Origin of the sequence: Tatumella sp. UCD-D_suzukii, assembly GCF_000611875.2 — a bacterium.
GTDB lineage: Bacteria > Pseudomonadota > Gammaproteobacteria > Enterobacterales > Enterobacteriaceae > Tatumella > Tatumella ptyseos.
The window spans coordinates 99564-113665 of the sequence record NZ_JFJX01000004.1 but is presented as its reverse complement, the minus strand read 5'-3'; the positions used below and the strand labels follow the sequence as shown (position 1 = coordinate 113665).

General features: G+C 50.0%; 27 protein-coding genes. 17 read left to right on the top strand and 10 right to left on the bottom strand.

Translation table 11 applies throughout. From position 1 onward, the window contains the following. Window positions 1-97: 97 nt before the first annotated feature. The 10 genes from CG67_RS18635 to CG67_RS02610 all read right to left on the bottom strand — a co-directional run bounded on the left by CG67_RS18635 (window position 98) and on the right by CG67_RS02610 (window position 5328). The gene (locus CG67_RS18635; protein ID WP_256360140.1) at window positions 98-220 is read right to left on the bottom strand and encodes a hypothetical protein; all 123 of its coding nucleotides are present in this window, start codon (window positions 218-220) and stop codon (window positions 98-100) included. A gap of 19 nt (window positions 221-239) precedes the next feature. Next, window positions 240-1220 (bottom strand): hypothetical protein, encoded by a 981-nt coding sequence (locus tag CG67_RS02645; protein ID WP_038024566.1) that lies wholly within the window; start codon window positions 1218-1220, stop codon window positions 240-242. Between the two features lie 100 nt (window positions 1221-1320). Continuing rightward, window positions 1321-1482, bottom strand: a complete 162-nt coding sequence (locus tag CG67_RS18230) for a hypothetical protein (RefSeq protein ID WP_160318956.1) — start codon at window positions 1480-1482, stop codon at window positions 1321-1323. Between the two features lie 109 nt (window positions 1483-1591). After that, a complete protein-coding gene (locus CG67_RS02640; RefSeq protein ID WP_025901433.1) occupies window positions 1592-1774 on the bottom strand; it encodes a hypothetical protein in 183 nt (60 codons plus the stop codon). 27 nt (window positions 1775-1801) lie between these two features. Continuing rightward, window positions 1802-1996: a hypothetical protein gene (locus CG67_RS17995; protein WP_152975024.1), complete on the bottom strand. Its 195-nt coding sequence runs from the start codon at window positions 1994-1996 to the stop codon at window positions 1802-1804. 26 nt (window positions 1997-2022) lie between these two features. Beyond that, entirely contained in the window at window positions 2023-2388 is a 366-nt protein-coding gene (locus CG67_RS02635) for a DUF2528 family protein (protein WP_025901432.1), read from the bottom strand. A gap of 7 nt (window positions 2389-2395) precedes the next feature. Next, complete coding sequence (locus CG67_RS02630; protein ID WP_025901431.1) at window positions 2396-2641, bottom strand: hypothetical protein; 246 nt, start codon at window positions 2639-2641, stop codon at window positions 2396-2398. Between the two features lie 513 nt (window positions 2642-3154). Beyond that, window positions 3155-3529, bottom strand: coding sequence for a protein-export chaperone SecB (locus CG67_RS02625; RefSeq protein ID WP_038024564.1), 375 nt, complete (start codon window positions 3527-3529; stop codon window positions 3155-3157). Window position 3530: 1 nt separating this feature from the next. Further along, window positions 3531-4178 (bottom strand): type II toxin-antitoxin system MqsA family antitoxin, encoded by a 648-nt coding sequence (locus CG67_RS02620; RefSeq protein WP_025901429.1) that lies wholly within the window; start codon window positions 4176-4178, stop codon window positions 3531-3533. A gap of 490 nt (window positions 4179-4668) precedes the next feature. Next, the gene (locus CG67_RS02610; RefSeq protein ID WP_025901427.1) at window positions 4669-5328 is read right to left on the bottom strand and encodes a LexA family transcriptional regulator; all 660 of its coding nucleotides are present in this window, start codon (window positions 5326-5328) and stop codon (window positions 4669-4671) included. A gap of 107 nt (window positions 5329-5435) precedes the next feature. On the opposite strand from CG67_RS02610, the gene CG67_RS02605 reads away from it, so the two are divergent. The 17 genes from CG67_RS02605 (at window position 5436) to CG67_RS17985 (ending at window position 14100) form a co-directional block, all read left to right on the top strand. Beyond that, on the top strand, window positions 5436-5648 hold the full coding sequence (locus CG67_RS02605; RefSeq protein ID WP_025901426.1) for a helix-turn-helix transcriptional regulator: 213 nt from the start codon (window positions 5436-5438) through the stop codon (window positions 5646-5648). 104 nt (window positions 5649-5752) lie between these two features. Further along, entirely contained in the window at window positions 5753-6049 is a 297-nt protein-coding gene (locus CG67_RS02600) for a CII family transcriptional regulator (protein WP_025901425.1), read from the top strand. A gap of 24 nt (window positions 6050-6073) precedes the next feature. Further along, complete coding sequence (locus CG67_RS18405) at window positions 6074-6232, top strand: hypothetical protein (protein WP_200910035.1); 159 nt, start codon at window positions 6074-6076, stop codon at window positions 6230-6232. Beyond that, entirely contained in the window at window positions 6219-7094 is an 876-nt protein-coding gene (locus tag CG67_RS17280) for a replication protein (RefSeq protein WP_074011098.1), read from the top strand. The genes CG67_RS18405 and CG67_RS17280 overlap by 14 nt, the downstream gene beginning before the upstream one ends. 1 nt (window position 7095) lies before the next feature. Continuing rightward, window positions 7096-8448 carry a replicative DNA helicase gene (locus CG67_RS02590; protein WP_025901423.1) on the top strand — a complete coding sequence of 451 codons (1353 nt, stop codon included), beginning with the start codon at window positions 7096-7098 and terminating at the stop codon, window positions 8446-8448. 52 nt (window positions 8449-8500) lie between these two features. Further along, on the top strand, window positions 8501-8683 hold the full coding sequence (locus CG67_RS02585) for a hypothetical protein (RefSeq protein ID WP_025901422.1): 183 nt from the start codon (window positions 8501-8503) through the stop codon (window positions 8681-8683). A 13-nt stretch (window positions 8684-8696) separates the two neighbouring features. Next, complete coding sequence (locus CG67_RS02580; RefSeq protein ID WP_051546292.1) at window positions 8697-8993, top strand: hypothetical protein; 297 nt, start codon at window positions 8697-8699, stop codon at window positions 8991-8993. A 274-nt stretch (window positions 8994-9267) separates the two neighbouring features. Further along, window positions 9268-9702, top strand: a complete 435-nt coding sequence (locus tag CG67_RS02570; protein ID WP_038024560.1) for a recombination protein NinB — start codon at window positions 9268-9270, stop codon at window positions 9700-9702. Beyond that, a complete protein-coding gene (locus CG67_RS02565; protein ID WP_025901418.1) occupies window positions 9699-9911 on the top strand; it encodes a hypothetical protein in 213 nt (70 codons plus the stop codon). The genes CG67_RS02570 and CG67_RS02565 overlap by 4 nt, the downstream gene beginning before the upstream one ends. Then, window positions 9895-10071, top strand: a complete 177-nt coding sequence (locus CG67_RS18630) for a NinE family protein (RefSeq protein WP_371190658.1) — start codon at window positions 9895-9897, stop codon at window positions 10069-10071. The genes CG67_RS02565 and CG67_RS18630 overlap by 17 nt, the downstream gene beginning before the upstream one ends. Then, on the top strand, window positions 10068-11132 hold the full coding sequence (locus tag CG67_RS02560) for a DNA cytosine methyltransferase (protein ID WP_074011094.1): 1065 nt from the start codon (window positions 10068-10070) through the stop codon (window positions 11130-11132). The genes CG67_RS18630 and CG67_RS02560 overlap by 4 nt, the downstream gene beginning before the upstream one ends. Then, the gene (locus tag CG67_RS02555; protein ID WP_235501091.1) at window positions 11068-11670 is read left to right on the top strand and encodes a recombination protein NinG; all 603 of its coding nucleotides are present in this window, start codon (window positions 11068-11070) and stop codon (window positions 11668-11670) included. Before CG67_RS02560 ends, CG67_RS02555 begins: the two co-directional genes overlap by 65 nt. Then, window positions 11660-11857, top strand: a complete 198-nt coding sequence (locus CG67_RS18725) for a Lar family restriction alleviation protein (RefSeq protein ID WP_074011091.1) — start codon at window positions 11660-11662, stop codon at window positions 11855-11857. Before CG67_RS02555 ends, CG67_RS18725 begins: the two co-directional genes overlap by 11 nt. 105 nt (window positions 11858-11962) lie before the next feature. Next, entirely contained in the window at window positions 11963-12586 is a 624-nt protein-coding gene (locus tag CG67_RS02550; protein WP_025901415.1) for an antitermination protein, read from the top strand. A 304-nt stretch (window positions 12587-12890) separates the two neighbouring features. After that, complete coding sequence (locus CG67_RS02545) at window positions 12891-13139, top strand: phage holin (protein ID WP_197709855.1); 249 nt, start codon at window positions 12891-12893, stop codon at window positions 13137-13139. Between the two features lie 8 nt (window positions 13140-13147). Next, window positions 13148-13627 (top strand): lysozyme, encoded by a 480-nt coding sequence (locus CG67_RS02540; RefSeq protein ID WP_025901413.1) that lies wholly within the window; start codon window positions 13148-13150, stop codon window positions 13625-13627. After that, entirely contained in the window at window positions 13624-14100 is a 477-nt protein-coding gene (locus CG67_RS17985; protein WP_025901412.1) for a lysis protein, read from the top strand. The genes CG67_RS02540 and CG67_RS17985 overlap by 4 nt, the downstream gene beginning before the upstream one ends. Window positions 14101-14102: the final 2 nt, after the last annotated feature.

The following is a 14102-nucleotide window of genomic DNA, read 5'->3' as shown; positions in this document are numbered from 1 at the left end:
CATTTCGACCTCCTGGTAAGCTGTAACATCCGAAGCCGGTTAGCATCGTTATCCGGCAGTGAGTAGCGAATAAATCCGACGTTAAATTTCAGTCTCTTCACGCAAAAGCCTCCCCGCCCGGACGGGCCGCTTCATTAACAAATCGCTTGATACGGTCAAGCTGTGATTTAAACAGTGATTTAGCAGCGCCAATGACGCCGCCGATGACGTTGGTTGTCATTAGCGATACTCCGGTGTGATTAGTAGTTGACGTTCAGGTGCGGTATTTCACCGTCTTTAATGGCTTTGAATGCGCGGACAGCCTGTTCACGGCTAAGGCCAACGACACTTTCCAGTGCGCCGACAGATTCAGAGCCAATGCGCTTGCGGTGGTTTTCATTTGCTGTGCGCCGGGCCAGTTCATCATCCTTGCGCTTCTCTTCGGCAATCCGTGCCTGTTCAGCTTCCTGTGCCTTCCGGCGTTCTTCTTCGATAGCTTCCTGCTTTTCACGATCTGCACGTTTCTGGTCGTCAATTCGCTGCTGCTCGGCTCTTTGCTCTGCGGCGATACGTTCCTGCTTTTCCCGTTCGGCGGTGGCCTGTAACTCACGTTTTTCACGCTCTACCTGTTCACGTTCACGCTGAGCCTTTTCCTCGGCTTCACGTTTCACACGCTCTTCAGCTTCCCGGGCGATGCGTTGCTCATGCTCAATTCGTTGCTGCTCTGCCAGGCGAGCGGCTTCTTCTCGTTTACGGTCGAAGTTGTCGTTCATCAGCAGGGCGATTTCATGATCGGACTCAAGCTTTTCAGCCGCGGCTTTATCGAATGCTTCGTTCATTTCCAGTGCTTCGGTGTGGGCGGCGACCAGTGCTTCCTCTGCCTTTATGCGCTCCTGTTCGGCTTCCCAGTTGGTCACCGGCTGCCGGATTTCGATAGCCAGTTCATCCAGTGCTTCGCGGATTTTCCGGCGGCTGGCATCAACCAGGGCAGGGCGTTTCTTCATCTCAGCAACCAGCGTTTTACCGGCATCATCAATCGCCACCTTTGAACTTCGAACGGTAGCCGCCATGCTGATGTAGGCTTTGCGGCCTTTGGCGGTATTGATGTCACCAACGACTGACTTTGCTTTTGCGCGGATTTCTTCAATCAGCCGGTCGGTGTAATCACCGCTGATAAACGCCGCTTCCAGTTCACCCGCCGTCTTTGGCAGGCTGTACAGCTGTAACTCTGTGCTTTCCATAATCCTCTCCTGAATGTGGTCATATAACCGCCCACTCAGTGAATGGACGCTGATATGAGGTCGTAAAAAAAGCAGCTCAGTGGCTGCTATTTGGATTGAATCACCCCAGGGATTTGACGATTTCTTCCGCGATACCTTCCGCGTCATCGTCATAGTTTTCTGATAATGACTCGACAAAGGATGTCCAATTTTCTTCAAGGAAGTCCCTGACGTGCGGCGCATAGCATTCATGTATTTTCTTTTCCACCTTCCTCTCTCCCATAAAAAAGCCCCTGCATAAGCAGAGGCGAAATTTAATCAGAACAGGTCTTCCACTCCTGTTCATCGGGCAGTATTACCCACATAGCCCACTCTTAAATGAGCTATAGGGGTTACTGAAATATCGACCAGCCAGTTTTCTGCCAATCCTCGCCCCTGTACCAACCGGCCATTGGATAACCCATCTCGCAGACGATATCCCCGCCAACCATCCTGAAGTACTCTTCATCTGTAAAATGACAGTTCCTGACTTTCTTTCCCGAACGCATTGCTGACTTGGCTTCATCCCAGGTCATATCACCCTTGAACACAATCACCTCCCATCACTGCAATGTACCTGTGGGCTCCATATACTCCGGAAGCTCCATGTATCGGCCTGTGAAGCCTTTTTTAACGTTCCGCGTGTTACCGAATGGCTCAAACTCGAAACGCGCTTCTGTGCTGTTGTAGTAAGCGACATAGGGTGCCAGTGTCTTTTTGTCTCTGGCGTAGAATGGACGACCATCGCGTCTGATCATGATTTACTCCCAATAAAAAAGGCCGACTATGCGACCTTGATGGTGATATCGTCTGAGTCAAATAACCCGCTTATGTCTATTGCGGTTATCTTAATTCCCTCACTACCATCCATTGGCGGCCATCCTTCCTGGCCGTTTCCGCTCCCCCAATTGAACATGCCAACCACACCAGCCAGGCTGTAGCCTTGTACTTGAGCTTCAGGGATGACCAACTGAGCCAGCATAACGAGAACGCCATTTAGTAAGCCGAATTTCTGCTCTCGGCGATGGTCATCGCTCCAAAATTGATTAATTTCCCTCAATCCGGCCTCAGTCATGATGTCGTGATCAATCTCGACGGTCATTTGTGCCTTCCAGTCATAATCTATGATGTAGGTCTTTATGTTGCTCACGCTCACCTCACACTAAAGGAATAGACCGGCCTCTGACCTTCTGACGGCCGGTGCATGTTACCCGGTCACTCTTGGTGCGGTGGCCGGCTGAATAAATTGCTACGTCTGGCATACACTGTGATACCTGCTCCGGACGGTTACGCCAGTTCGGCGCTTTCAATGCCCGCTCAACGCGATCAACTGGTTTAAGCTGCATTGCTTCGGCTGCCTTGCGTGCGTTGAACTCTGCCATACGGCGTCTGTTTCTGTTCATCGGGATATCCTCTGTAAGTTCTTTGGTGGAGTGGTGGCGCAGGTATTGGCCCGACTACAGTGTGTTCAGCCACGTTTCGCCATCGTCATCACCGTCCATATCTTTGTAGCCAATATGGTTAGGGACAGCTCTGCATCGCCATAATGGCGCCCGCCACTCCCCGAAGAACTCACTTCGGCCTGTGTATTCACAGGAACCTTGTTTTTAAATAGCAGCCTGACTTCATGTCCGGCGCGGTAGGTAGTCCGTTTACCGCATCGATGTTTCGTTTCGATGGGGTAAATATACAAAACGTATCTTAACGATGCAATACAAAATGTATATTAATTTGGTGTAAGGATACAATACGTCTGATTTCAAAGGGTATTTATTTTACTCAGACGAAAAATTCCCGCACAGAGCAGGGCGGGATAGTGTCGGAGGTTCGGTCTGGGTGTGATTTCGGATGGTGCAGCTATGAGGGGAGGAGGGTTACAGGCACAAAAAACCCGGCGCGGTGGCCGGGTTGATGGGTTAATCTTCTTTCTCGGTAAGAAGTACTGGTAGCATTACATCGTTATAACCGGCAGTTTTTAGCGTGGATAAAGTAAAAGCCCTGAGATAAGGATAAAGTATTTGCTGAACTGGTATTTTTTTTGCAGCAGACTTCATTTCCTCTATTGAAACTTTCTCGCCCCTTACAATAGCCGTTTGGGTTGCTTGAAACTTAAACTTGCAGTTTTGATGTAGCACCAAACTCATTCTTATTCGGAAATCAGTGCCATTTTGTTGATTGAAATCGATGGCTGAATTAACGCTCATATCAAAATCTTTTTCTGACTCTGTTTCATCATCTGTTGGTTCTAAGCTGAATTGATTAACCAAAAAATGTATGATTTCTAGTGACATATTAGCCCCCAAAATAACTAAACGCCATTGTATCTGCTACTCCAGTGACAGGTACGAGTGGTGACTCGGTCTCGGGGTGAAATGTCATATCGACTTTACTATCCCAACTGTTAACAGGTTGCCAAAGCGAAGCAGAAGTCCTTTTGGCTGGGTCTGATTTTCCATGCCGGGCCCTCGAAGTCCTACGATTGTGGCGAAGCCCACCAGATGGACTAGAAGTTTGTCTCGCCCTGACTTTAATTCCGGCTTTTTTAGCCAGCACCATGAAAACTTCAGGAATGTCTCTGGCGACAATAAGTAAGTTATTCATAGGTTCGGATTGTGAAACGTCATCATTTTCGTATTTGCTAAATGCTACAGCGCCGCCACCAAAAATCTTTGCAGCATCTGACTGGTTTATTCCAAGTTTCATTCTGATCGCTTTGATTTCGACCCCAGAGAGAAATCCGTCAACCTTTTTCCTGAACGCCAGAACCCGCCTTTTCGATTCCCTCGACTGCTCATCGGTGTCTGTCTCACTTCCGCAATCGTTACAGCAGATAAAGTTATGAGGGATGAGAGTGGTTTCTCCCTTGTATTCAAATGGAGAAAATTCACTCTGAATTTCAACATTAGATGACCCGCAAGCCAAACATGCACAATTTTTCATAATACTCACCTCTGTCACAAATGACATGAGACTATCAATAGGACCGTTCCAGTATCAGAAATACCGAACTTAACATAATATTCACACCTATAGTCTTTTTCGTTCTCATGGTCACGCTCAATTCTGACCAAACTATAAGCATCACAGGCAGCCCATGGGCCACCTGGCTTCGACTGACACCACTCTGAGTTTTTATACCTTCCATCACGAGCGGCAGCTAAAGCCAGGTTGAAAAGGTCGAGGTTGTCATACTCCAGGTTATCCCTATCATTTCTGGCTTTTCTAGTCCATGCGGTAGCTGAGGAACAATTAGCTACAATGTCACTACAAGCATATAGCGGGGAGCTTCTGTTTATTTTTAGGTCCGCACCTTCACCGGGGAAACCCGCTTTATACTTACTAACTATTTTTACCATTATGGTAAGTCAACCCCGCAAATGTCAATGTGGAGACTGTAAATTACAAAAGCAAGTCTTTAAACTTTGATCCATCACTTAAACCGCATCTTGGCCTCAACGGCTACGCCAATGATTTTGCAGTTACCGTTGATCGGAACCATCGGCCAGGCCGGGTTAAGGCCTTTCAGGTACTTCTGGCCGCCATCGATAATCAGCTTCTTGAACGTTGCTTCGTTGGAATCGACCAGCTTTGCGATCACCAGGCTGCCGTTGATGGCCTCTTTACCGGTATCGAACAAGACATAGTTACCTTCAGGCACACTCTGGCCGGCAGGCGCAGTCATAGAGTCTCCATCAACCAGTAACCAAAAAGCATCCCCCTGAATATGCGCGTCAGACTCAAGCCACTCGCTTATCTCATTTAAGGTGTACGCTTCGATAGCTTCGGCCCAGCAACCCGCCTGAACGGAGCTGAGTACGGGATATTCTTTTCCTGGCTTGTAAGGGGTTAAGTTGCTTACGTTCTCATTACCGCCGGCCGTCGAAATTGTACCGTCATGGTTGACGATGAACTCCCGGAATCCAAGATATTTCATTATCTTTGCTATATCTTCCAGGCTTGGTTCTCTTCTGGCATTTAGCCAATGACTAACCGCACCTTTAGTAATATCAAGGTACTCGGCTAACTTCTCCTGATTAATGTCCAATTCCTTCATGCGGATCTTGGCCACTTCATACCATTTCATATTCATCCCTAAATAATACAATCCGTATAAATATTAACGAGACACAAAATGTATATTTGTCTTGCTCGATTAAGATACGAAATGTATACTTTACCCATTCAAAGGAGGAAATCATGAACAACCTACGAAACATCCGTGAGCGGCTGGGCATGACTCAAAGTGAACTTGCTTCTGCAATCGGTCTTAAAACTGCCGGCGCAATCTGCCACTACGAGAACGGTCGTAGAGATTTAAGTATCGATAAGTGTCGAAAAATTATTGAAGTGCTCAATAAGAAAGGCATTTCAGTTTCATTTGACGACCTAGTTCCACCGTCTGCCGCATAAGAATCAACCGCTCTTTAACAGTCTGCCACCCTCGGAATACCAGGGACCAATTCAAGTGACAGCACCTGCTGATCACTCAACTACACACACAAGGATTTAATCAAATGGAACATGCAAATAACAGCAAGCTATCTCAGCGAGCCATAGACCGGGCGGAGACTGATTTACTCATCAACCTTGCCACGCTGACACAGCGAAAGCTGGCGGCCCTCGTAGGGTGCCACGAATCGAAGATAAGCAGAACAGACTGGAGATTTATTGCTTCGGTGCTTTGTGCTTTCGGAATGGCATCAGACGTTAGTCCGATCAGCAGGGCGTTTCAGGAAATGTTTAACGTTCTGACAAAGAAAAAGGCCACTGCGGGAACAGTAGCCTCTACACAACTAACCATTGATTTCTAAACAACTCAACAGGGGTAATTATACATGAAAAACACGAAGAAAATCCAGGGTAAGGCACCAGAATTTCACCCGGAAAGACCGGTCAGTCTGGTCGATGTTGCTGCTAACAATCGGGCCTTTGCTGCCCGGCTTATTGGTGAGTATCGACTGGCTAAAGCGGGGGTGAAGAATGGTCGCCGTTAGACATTTATCGCTGGTTCCAAATGAGCCGGTAAACGAAGAACTGGAGCGCAAAGTGGCCGACACCGATGATGGGTATACCCGCATCGCCAACGAGCTACTGGAAGCCGTTATGTCAGCCGATTTAACTGCCCGGCAGCTAAAAGTTGTGCTTGCGATCATCAGGAAAACATACGGATTTGGCAAGAAGCTGGACAGGATAACCAATACCCAGATCGCTGCGATGACAGGCATTCATCACACGCATGTCTGTAAAGCAAAAAACGAAATGATTGCGATGCGAATCCTTGTTTCTACAGGGATTGCAGTCGGGGTAAACAAGGTCGTTTCTGACTGGAATACCGGCATTAGCCAACATAGCGAAACATTAGCCAAATCAGCTAATGAAACATTAGCTAAGTCAGCTAATACCCATAAGCCAAGTCAGCTAAACACAAAAGAAACTATTCAAAAGAAAAAAGAAACTACCCCTAAATCCCCAGAGGGGAGTTTTCCGGTTCAGGCAGAACCAATACCTGAAAAGCCAAAACGCAGCCGGAAGAAAAACTCCGAAATCCAATTCGACCACCAACGGTTCATAAATACCTGGAATGCCAAGGCCGAGAAATACGGACTACCAAGAATCACCGTGATCAGCAAAACAAATCTGGCTGGGCTGACCCGCCTGTATGCCTCGCATGTTGCGTACTGCAAACAGACAGGCTGTGAACCTGCAGACGTAGACACGATGATTAACGGGTATATCGAGTTTGGCTACACGCCTACGGATTATGCCTGCGGGAATAACCCGAGCGGCACGAAGTATGGCCTTCCCACTGCGCTGACACAGCGGATGATCGACTCCATCCTGACGACTGAGGCCTGACATGGAAAGTATTGAGTTTGAGGAATTACTGGTTGCCTCGATGATGGTCAAGGGCGATCACATCGACTGCCGGGATATTGCCGGGAAGCTACCGGTAGAATCGTTTGAGAATTTTCACCTGCGGGAAATGTACCGGGCCATTGTCCGACTGCTGGACCAGGCCGAACCGGTTGACGTGTTCAGTGTTAAAAACGGCGTTCCGGAGGAAACATCCCATCGGGTGCTTGAGGTGGCAAAGCTTGCAGCGTCCGCTGCGAACATCAAAGCCTGGGCCAAGCGTGTTCGGCAGTGCTGGATGATTCGCAAAGCGAAAGGCCAGCTATCCGATGCGCTTAACTCCCTGGGAAGCATCAACACCAACAACATCAACGAAACGCTGTCTGAGGTAGCGTCCGGCCTGTCAAAAATCCAGTTCGAGACTAACGACAAACTTCCGCGGCGTATCGGTGACATGCTGACGGATTACATGCTGGTTCTGGAAGAGCGAATGGCCGGGGCCGAGTCAGGGCTGTACCTGAAAACCGGTATCGGACCGATGGATGACGAGTACGGCGGTTTTGACCGTACAGACCTGATCATCATCGCCGGTCGCCCGGGCATGGGTAAGACCGAGATCGCAATTCACATCGCAAACAACATCGGCCGGCAGAAGGGCAGAGGTCTGTTTATCTCGATGGAAATGTCCGAGATGCAGGTTGTTGAGCGTCACCTGGCTGACCGAGGGAATATCGCAGTAGGCGCACTACGCAACCCGCTGGATATGATTGACGAACAATACACCCGCCTGACCAATGCCGCGGCGCAGATCCAGAACGAAGACAACTACGTCCTGGAAGGCACGCTGAGTGTCGATGAAATTATCGCTCATGCAGAGCGACTGAACGCCGACAACGGACTGAGCTTTGTGGCCATCGACTACCTGGGCCTGATGCGAAAGCCAAAGGCTGACCGTCACGACCTGGCCATCGCGGAGATTACCCGCAAGCTGAAGCAGTTCTCCCTGAAAAACAAAGTGCCTGTCATCCTCCTGTCACAGCTTAACCGCGGTGTGGAAGGGCGAGTCGATAAGCGTCCGACAATGGCAGACCTGAAAGACTCAGGAGCCATCGAGCAGGATGCAGACGTGATTATATTCCCGTACCGCGACGAGGTGTACGACGAGCACAGCAACATGCGCGGTATCGCTGAAATCATTATCGGAAAATACCGTTCCGGTCAGCCAAAGACGTTTTACATGGGCTGGCGTAATGGACACTTTGTCACGATTGACCAGGAAGAAGCCGCTAAGCGATTCACGCAGAACGAGCAGGAATCGAAGCCGGTCAGTAACTGGCGAGGTCAGAAAGCAAGCTAACCCCACCGCCGCTTAATGCGGTTTTTTTGTGCCTGAATTTGGAGAGGATGATATGAATTATCTACTGGTCATGCTGGGTTTTGGGCTAGTCATGCCTGCAATGATTTTGGTTATGAGCTTTGTTTGTTGGAAGAACGAATTTAAAACCTTCAGTGTTTGGACGCTGGTTAGGTTGGAAGTTTTATATCTTCTGGCTGGAGCGGCAGGAATAGCTGCCAATCACCTAGTTAAGTAGGGGGGAGGAAAATATGCCAGATTTCCCAATAATGACCCCACAAATAGCTTTCGATGCTATCCACAACGAAGCGTTTAAGCATGTGTTGATGGAAACCATGAGAGAGCAGGAGTTAATCGACCAGTTTTGCCGGCTGTACAAATGTGAGCAACCTAAGCGCCGAGATAATCCAATCGAAGATATTGTTGACCAAGTCACAGGCTTTCGTCAGCACCAGTGGAACGAGTTCTTTAAGCAATTCATACCGTTTGTGCATCGCGCGGTGTACATGCCGCTACTGTGCCAGTTAGAAGGCGATCCGACATGCTAGGGGAATGGATAAAACACAAGATTCGAGAGCAAGAGCGAAGGGAGCGGCAAGACACATGGGACAGGCATTATCGTCACCTTTGCACGATGCCCGCCAATACATTTGCCGCGATTTATGCAGATTTATTCGAAAATGATGATTTCGTAGACGTTCGATTTAATGGCGAGCTTTACGAAGACACCGCAATTTATTACGCGTCTCTTGCCCGGGACGAAGGGTATGAAGTCCTGGTATAACAGTTTAAAGGGAGAAACATGAACATCCCAAAGACGGCATCCGGTTACACACCACTAACTTTCAGGCCATAGGCCAGCAACTCTCAGAATTACTCCAGTCCGGTAACAGCTTCCGCCTCAAGGTCGAGCCCTGGCGAGAACGTCGCAGCCTTTCACAGAACTCCATGCAACACGCCTGGTACGCAGAAATCAGCCGCTACTTGATCCGTAACGGTCGAAGCTTTGCGTCTGCTGAATGGGTGAAAGACGCGATGAAGCATACCTATCTGGGGTACGAAGAGACTGAAAGGGTGGATGTGATAACCGGAGAGCGAACAGTAATCCAGACACTCAGACACACCTCCCGACTCGATACCGGCGAAATGCACGACTACCTGACAAAGGTGGAAGGCTGGGCCCGCAGTATTGGCTGCCTGCTCACTGCGCCGGATAACAGCGAGTACCGGGAATTACAGAGGAGGCAGGACGAATGAGAACAAGAAAGCACTATGCACAGGATGAACTTGATTACATCCGGCGAGTGGCCGGGAAGGTGCCGCCACAGATAATCAGTAAATCACTCAAACGCACAGAACGCTCAGTTGAGTATAAAGCTCAGCAAATGAGGTTGAGCCTTGCGGTACCAAAAGACGTATTACGCAAGCACTGGCCTGAATATGTGAGAGATGGTGATGAAGCATAGCCCGACACAACGAGCCATTGATAACCTGATATTCCAGCCCACAAAACTCTCCCGCAATAAACCCAAGCCGATACCGATAGCCTCAGAGGTCACCACCTATGACCCCGGGTATCTGCTGCGCAAAAGGAAATATGATTGCATGAGGATAAGGCGCATATGACAGCTTATTACAACGAATTTGACCCAAAAGCAGCAGCATGGCTACGGGAATTAATTAAGCAAGGCCACATCGCAGATGGCGTGGTTGATGAAAGGAGCATTACAGATGTCAGACCTGAAGACCTTACCGGATTCACTCAATGTCACTTCTTCGCTGGAATCGGTGGGTGGTCATATGCACTGCGTCTTGCAGGTGCCCCCGATGATTACCCCTGCTGGACAGGATCACCACCGTGCCAGCCCTTCAGTGTCGCAGGAAAGCAACTCGGACAACTCGACGATCGTCACCTTGCCCCCACATTCATGCGGCTCGTTGAGCAGTGCAAACCTTCAATCCTCTTTGGCGAACAAGTTGCGGCAGCGATTAGAAAACACTGGCTCGATGATTTATTCACTGAGCTGGAAAGACAAGGCTACGCCTGCGGGTCGGCAGTATTGCCAGCGTGCAGCGTCGGTGCCCCGCACAAAAGGGATCGACTTTTCTTTGGGGCAGTTAATCGACTGGCCCACTCCGGCAGCAAACAACGGCACTGGCCCGGGAACGTCGGGGCGACAGGGGGGCATGAATTTACAGACGGCGGCATCAATGGCGGCATGGCCGACACCAACAACAATCGACAACCCGCAGGTTCGCGGGGAGGGAAAAGCTGCAGGAACGTCTCGCGGGACGACGCTGGGCGGCGCGGTTCGACTAATAGACAAGCCCATCAGAATCCTCGCAATAACTGGTCAGACCCTGATTGGCTCAGCGGCAGGGATGGATATTTTAGGCCAGTTGAATCCGGCACATTCCCGCTGGCTAATGGGATTCCCGCCAGAGTGGGACGCCTGCGCGGTTACGGCAATGCCATCGTTCCGCAAGTAGCTGCTGAGTTCATTGGCGCATTCTTCGATAGCCTGGCAGAAACACCATGCACAGCCTGCGGATTCCCTGCTACTGATGGGAAACTCTGTGACTCCTGCGATGAACTGTACAGCGCAAAGAGCCCGAATTTTTATGACCTGGGAGGTGATGATGGTCAGGCAGAAGAAGCCGAAACCGAAAAATTGCCGCCACTGTAAATCGAAATACTTTCCCCGCACCACCACTCAGATAGTCTGCTCAACCTCCTGTGCAATCCAATACAGCAAGCATCAATCAGCGAAACAAGCTGAGCGGCAGGCTATTGCCGACAGGAAAGCGCACCGGGAACGGAAAGCAGACCTGAAGCCATTAAGCCACTGGGTGAACATGACTCAGCGGGCTTTTAACGACTTCATTCGGGCTCGGGACGGGGAGGTATGTATCAGTTGCGGCAGCCGGTCGGCGGTCAGCTATCACGCCGGGCACTTCCGGACTACGGCAAAGGCCAGTCAGCTCAGATTCAACGAGGATAACTGCCATAGCCAGTGCAGTGCCTGTAATACCCACCATTCCGGAAATATCGGACCGTACCGCCTCAACCTGATAGCCAAAATCGGGCCTGAGCGGGTCGAGGCGCTTGAAAATAACAATGAGCCACACCGATACACCAGAGAGGAACTGGACGCCATCAGAGCGCGTTACAGGAAGAAAACCAGAGAGCTGATTAAGCAGCGGGAGGGGCAGCATGATTTATGACCTCAAATTACCGAACTGGGCTGAGTTATCTCCATGTCCTTTTTGCGGTGGCAATGCTGAGCTATCACCTGATGGCGATGGAGTGTTCGCGGGGTGCAGGTCAAAAGATTGTCTGATAAACCCCATAACCGACACATACAGCATTAAACGAGATGCGATAAAAGCCTGGAACCGGAGGCCTCAATGACCTGGCTAACCCGAATCCTCAACCACTTCACCCCGATCACCCCGACAGCCCACTACAAAATATCACACAGCTACCCGGCACAGCCTGGCAGTAAGCGGAGGATTAATGAATCTCGAAAACGCCGTTAAATTTCACAGCCCCAAATCCCCGCAATTCACCGACTCCCCACGGGCAACCGCATCAGAGGCCTTAACCGGTACTGATGTTATGGGAGCGTTTGGGATGGTACAGAGTCGCTCTGCACTCGGATTCACAGCTTTCAGCGGCAAAATGGATCTGAGTGAGAACGACAAACGGAAAGCAATTCAGTTACTGACACAACACGGATTAAAGCACTGCGACAAGGTGGCCGCCTTACGCAAGCTTGAAACCAAGGTTAAGGGAAAAGTGGTGCAAACTCTCGCAACTTTCGCCTTTGCTTCATGGTCCCGTTCTGCGGAAACGCCCGGGGCCCGATGCAAAGACTGTCACGGAACCGGTCGCGCATGTGATCGGGATAAGACAGAGGAGAGCGGGGTATTCACTGAAAAAGAGTGTAACCGGTGTTCCGGGGTAGGTTATTCGAAGCTGCCGGGGAAATCGGTTTATCGTGGCGTAGCCTATGCTTTGTCCGCCGATCAGTGGAAGCGGGGCGTAAGTCAGTTTTACGACTTGCTAATCTCAGAACTGGATAAATCAGAGAGTCACGCCAACAGCATGTTGCGGCTCGTTACCACCTCTTTCGAGTAAATTCGATAACCCCAAACGATTGCACTTGACCAATTACACTTTTTTGGGTAAATTTGACACCAATGGTGGGATTTTATGCTTTCCATCCAGTCAAATTCAAAGGGCTCGCAGATTGCGGGCCTTTTTTCGTTTCTGCGATATGACAATTCATCCAGGCTCTGCTACGGCAGGGCCTTTTTTTATGCCCGAATTTCACCCTCTGCCAATCGACGACCCGTTAAACATCCTCTCTGAGCTGAAGCGTTAACGGCAGCGGGTGAATCCCCTACACACAACACCGTTCCGTAACCACGGAGGTGAACCTATGAAGATCACAAACATGCCCGACAAAGTTGCTTCGGCGGCCAGCTATTGCGTCTCGGGTGGGCTGATATGTGGAGGCGGTATTTTGCAATGGTTACAACACCTGAACTGGAACACCATTGCGGTTATCGGTGGTTTCATCATCGGTATCGTTACTTGCCTCACCAATATGTACTTCAAGCTCCGCCAGACCAGATCGTATGAGTCCGCACTACAAAGGGGAATTATTACCCCACCACAGGAAGACTGACCATGGCCATATCACTTTCACTCAGGAAGAAGCTGATTGCGGCCGCCGGTGGAGGTGTTATTGCCATTGCCTCGGTTCTGGTTAGTAGCCAGGAGGGTATAGAGCACACCCCGTACCGGGACGGCGGCGGAGTCTGGACTGTCTGCAAAGGACACACCGGTCCCGACGTTATCCCCGGACGCACCTACACAGATTCTCAGTGCAATGCCTTCCTGTCTTCGGACATCGCCACAGCTAACCGGTCGGTCACCCGACTTGTAAAAGTTCCGATGGACGAAATGCAGGAGGCGGCTCTGACCAGTTTCGTGTTTAACGTGGGTACCGGTAACTTCTCCCGGTCATCATTACTGCGCGAGCTTAATGCTGGCCACTACACACAGGCATGTAATTCACTCACCCGTTGGGTATATATCGGCAAAGAAAAGTCCACAGGCCTGATGAACCGCCGGCAGGTTGAGCGTGAAGTCTGTATGTGGGGTGCCCAATGATTTGGTTATTCAAGAATTGGCGGTATGTGGTCATCACTATCCTTGCTGGCATATCTCTGAGTCTCACAAGTCTTGTGGATCACTACCGTTACTCTGCTGAATCATGGAAAGAGAAGTCACAGCAGCAATCCGCACTGGCAGACTCCCGACTAAAGACCATCGCCGCGATGCAGGAACAGCAGAAATCTGTGTCTGACATCGACAACCAGTACCAGACAACTATCAAGGCGAAAGACGATGAAATCAGTTCTCTGCGCAACAGCGTTGACTCTGGTGCTGTCCGGCTGCGCATCAAAGCAGTATGTCCAGTCGGAGTGTCCAAAACCTCCGGCACCGCCAGCCGCTCTAATGCAACCAGCGCCGAACTCAGTCCGGACGCTCGACAAGATTATTACACCCTCCGAAGCCAGTTAAACCAGGCCACCGCCCAGATTAACGGCCTGCAGGCTTACATCAGGGAAATTACCAAATGAAT

Coding starts and splice junctions, on each gene's coding strand:
- CG67_RS17995 (WP_152975024.1), bottom strand. CDS start 1,996: ATGATCAGACGCGATGGTCGTCCATTCTACGCCAGAGACAAAAAGACA.
- CG67_RS02590 (WP_025901423.1), top strand. CDS start 7,096: ATGGAAAGTATTGAGTTTGAGGAATTACTGGTTGCCTCGATGATGGTC.
- CG67_RS18725 (WP_074011091.1), top strand. CDS start 11,660: ATGATTTATGACCTCAAATTACCGAACTGGGCTGAGTTATCTCCATGT.
- CG67_RS02555 (WP_235501091.1), top strand. CDS start 11,068: ATGACCTGGGAGGTGATGATGGTCAGGCAGAAGAAGCCGAAACCGAAA.
- CG67_RS02645 (WP_038024566.1), bottom strand. CDS start 1,220: ATGGAAAGCACAGAGTTACAGCTGTACAGCCTGCCAAAGACGGCGGGT.
- CG67_RS02610 (WP_025901427.1), bottom strand. CDS start 5,328: ATGAATATGAAATGGTATGAAGTGGCCAAGATCCGCATGAAGGAATTG.
- CG67_RS18230 (WP_160318956.1), bottom strand. CDS start 1,482: ATGGGAGAGAGGAAGGTGGAAAAGAAAATACATGAATGCTATGCGCCG.
- CG67_RS02630 (WP_025901431.1), bottom strand. CDS start 2,641: ATGAACAGAAACAGACGCCGTATGGCAGAGTTCAACGCACGCAAGGCA.
- CG67_RS17985 (WP_025901412.1), top strand. CDS start 13,624: ATGATTTGGTTATTCAAGAATTGGCGGTATGTGGTCATCACTATCCTT.
- CG67_RS02580 (WP_051546292.1), top strand. CDS start 8,697: ATGCCAGATTTCCCAATAATGACCCCACAAATAGCTTTCGATGCTATC.
- CG67_RS02585 (WP_025901422.1), top strand. CDS start 8,501: ATGAATTATCTACTGGTCATGCTGGGTTTTGGGCTAGTCATGCCTGCA.
- CG67_RS02600 (WP_025901425.1), top strand. CDS start 5,753: ATGGAACATGCAAATAACAGCAAGCTATCTCAGCGAGCCATAGACCGG.
- CG67_RS02605 (WP_025901426.1), top strand. CDS start 5,436: ATGAACAACCTACGAAACATCCGTGAGCGGCTGGGCATGACTCAAAGT.
- CG67_RS02625 (WP_038024564.1), bottom strand. CDS start 3,529: ATGTCACTAGAAATCATACATTTTTTGGTTAATCAATTCAGCTTAGAA.
- CG67_RS02620 (WP_025901429.1), bottom strand. CDS start 4,178: ATGAAAAATTGTGCATGTTTGGCTTGCGGGTCATCTAATGTTGAAATT.
- CG67_RS02550 (WP_025901415.1), top strand. CDS start 11,963: ATGAATCTCGAAAACGCCGTTAAATTTCACAGCCCCAAATCCCCGCAA.
- CG67_RS17280 (WP_074011098.1), top strand. CDS start 6,219: ATGGTCGCCGTTAGACATTTATCGCTGGTTCCAAATGAGCCGGTAAAC.
- CG67_RS02560 (WP_074011094.1), top strand. CDS start 10,068: ATGACAGCTTATTACAACGAATTTGACCCAAAAGCAGCAGCATGGCTA.
- CG67_RS18405 (WP_200910035.1), top strand. CDS start 6,074: ATGAAAAACACGAAGAAAATCCAGGGTAAGGCACCAGAATTTCACCCG.
- CG67_RS02565 (WP_025901418.1), top strand. CDS start 9,699: ATGAGAACAAGAAAGCACTATGCACAGGATGAACTTGATTACATCCGG.
- CG67_RS18635 (WP_256360140.1), bottom strand. CDS start 220: ATGACAACCAACGTCATCGGCGGCGTCATTGGCGCTGCTAAATCACTG.
- CG67_RS02545 (WP_197709855.1), top strand. CDS start 12,891: ATGAAGATCACAAACATGCCCGACAAAGTTGCTTCGGCGGCCAGCTAT.
- CG67_RS02640 (WP_025901433.1), bottom strand. CDS start 1,774: ATGACCTGGGATGAAGCCAAGTCAGCAATGCGTTCGGGAAAGAAAGTC.
- CG67_RS18630 (WP_371190658.1), top strand. CDS start 9,895: ATGGTGATGAAGCATAGCCCGACACAACGAGCCATTGATAACCTGATA.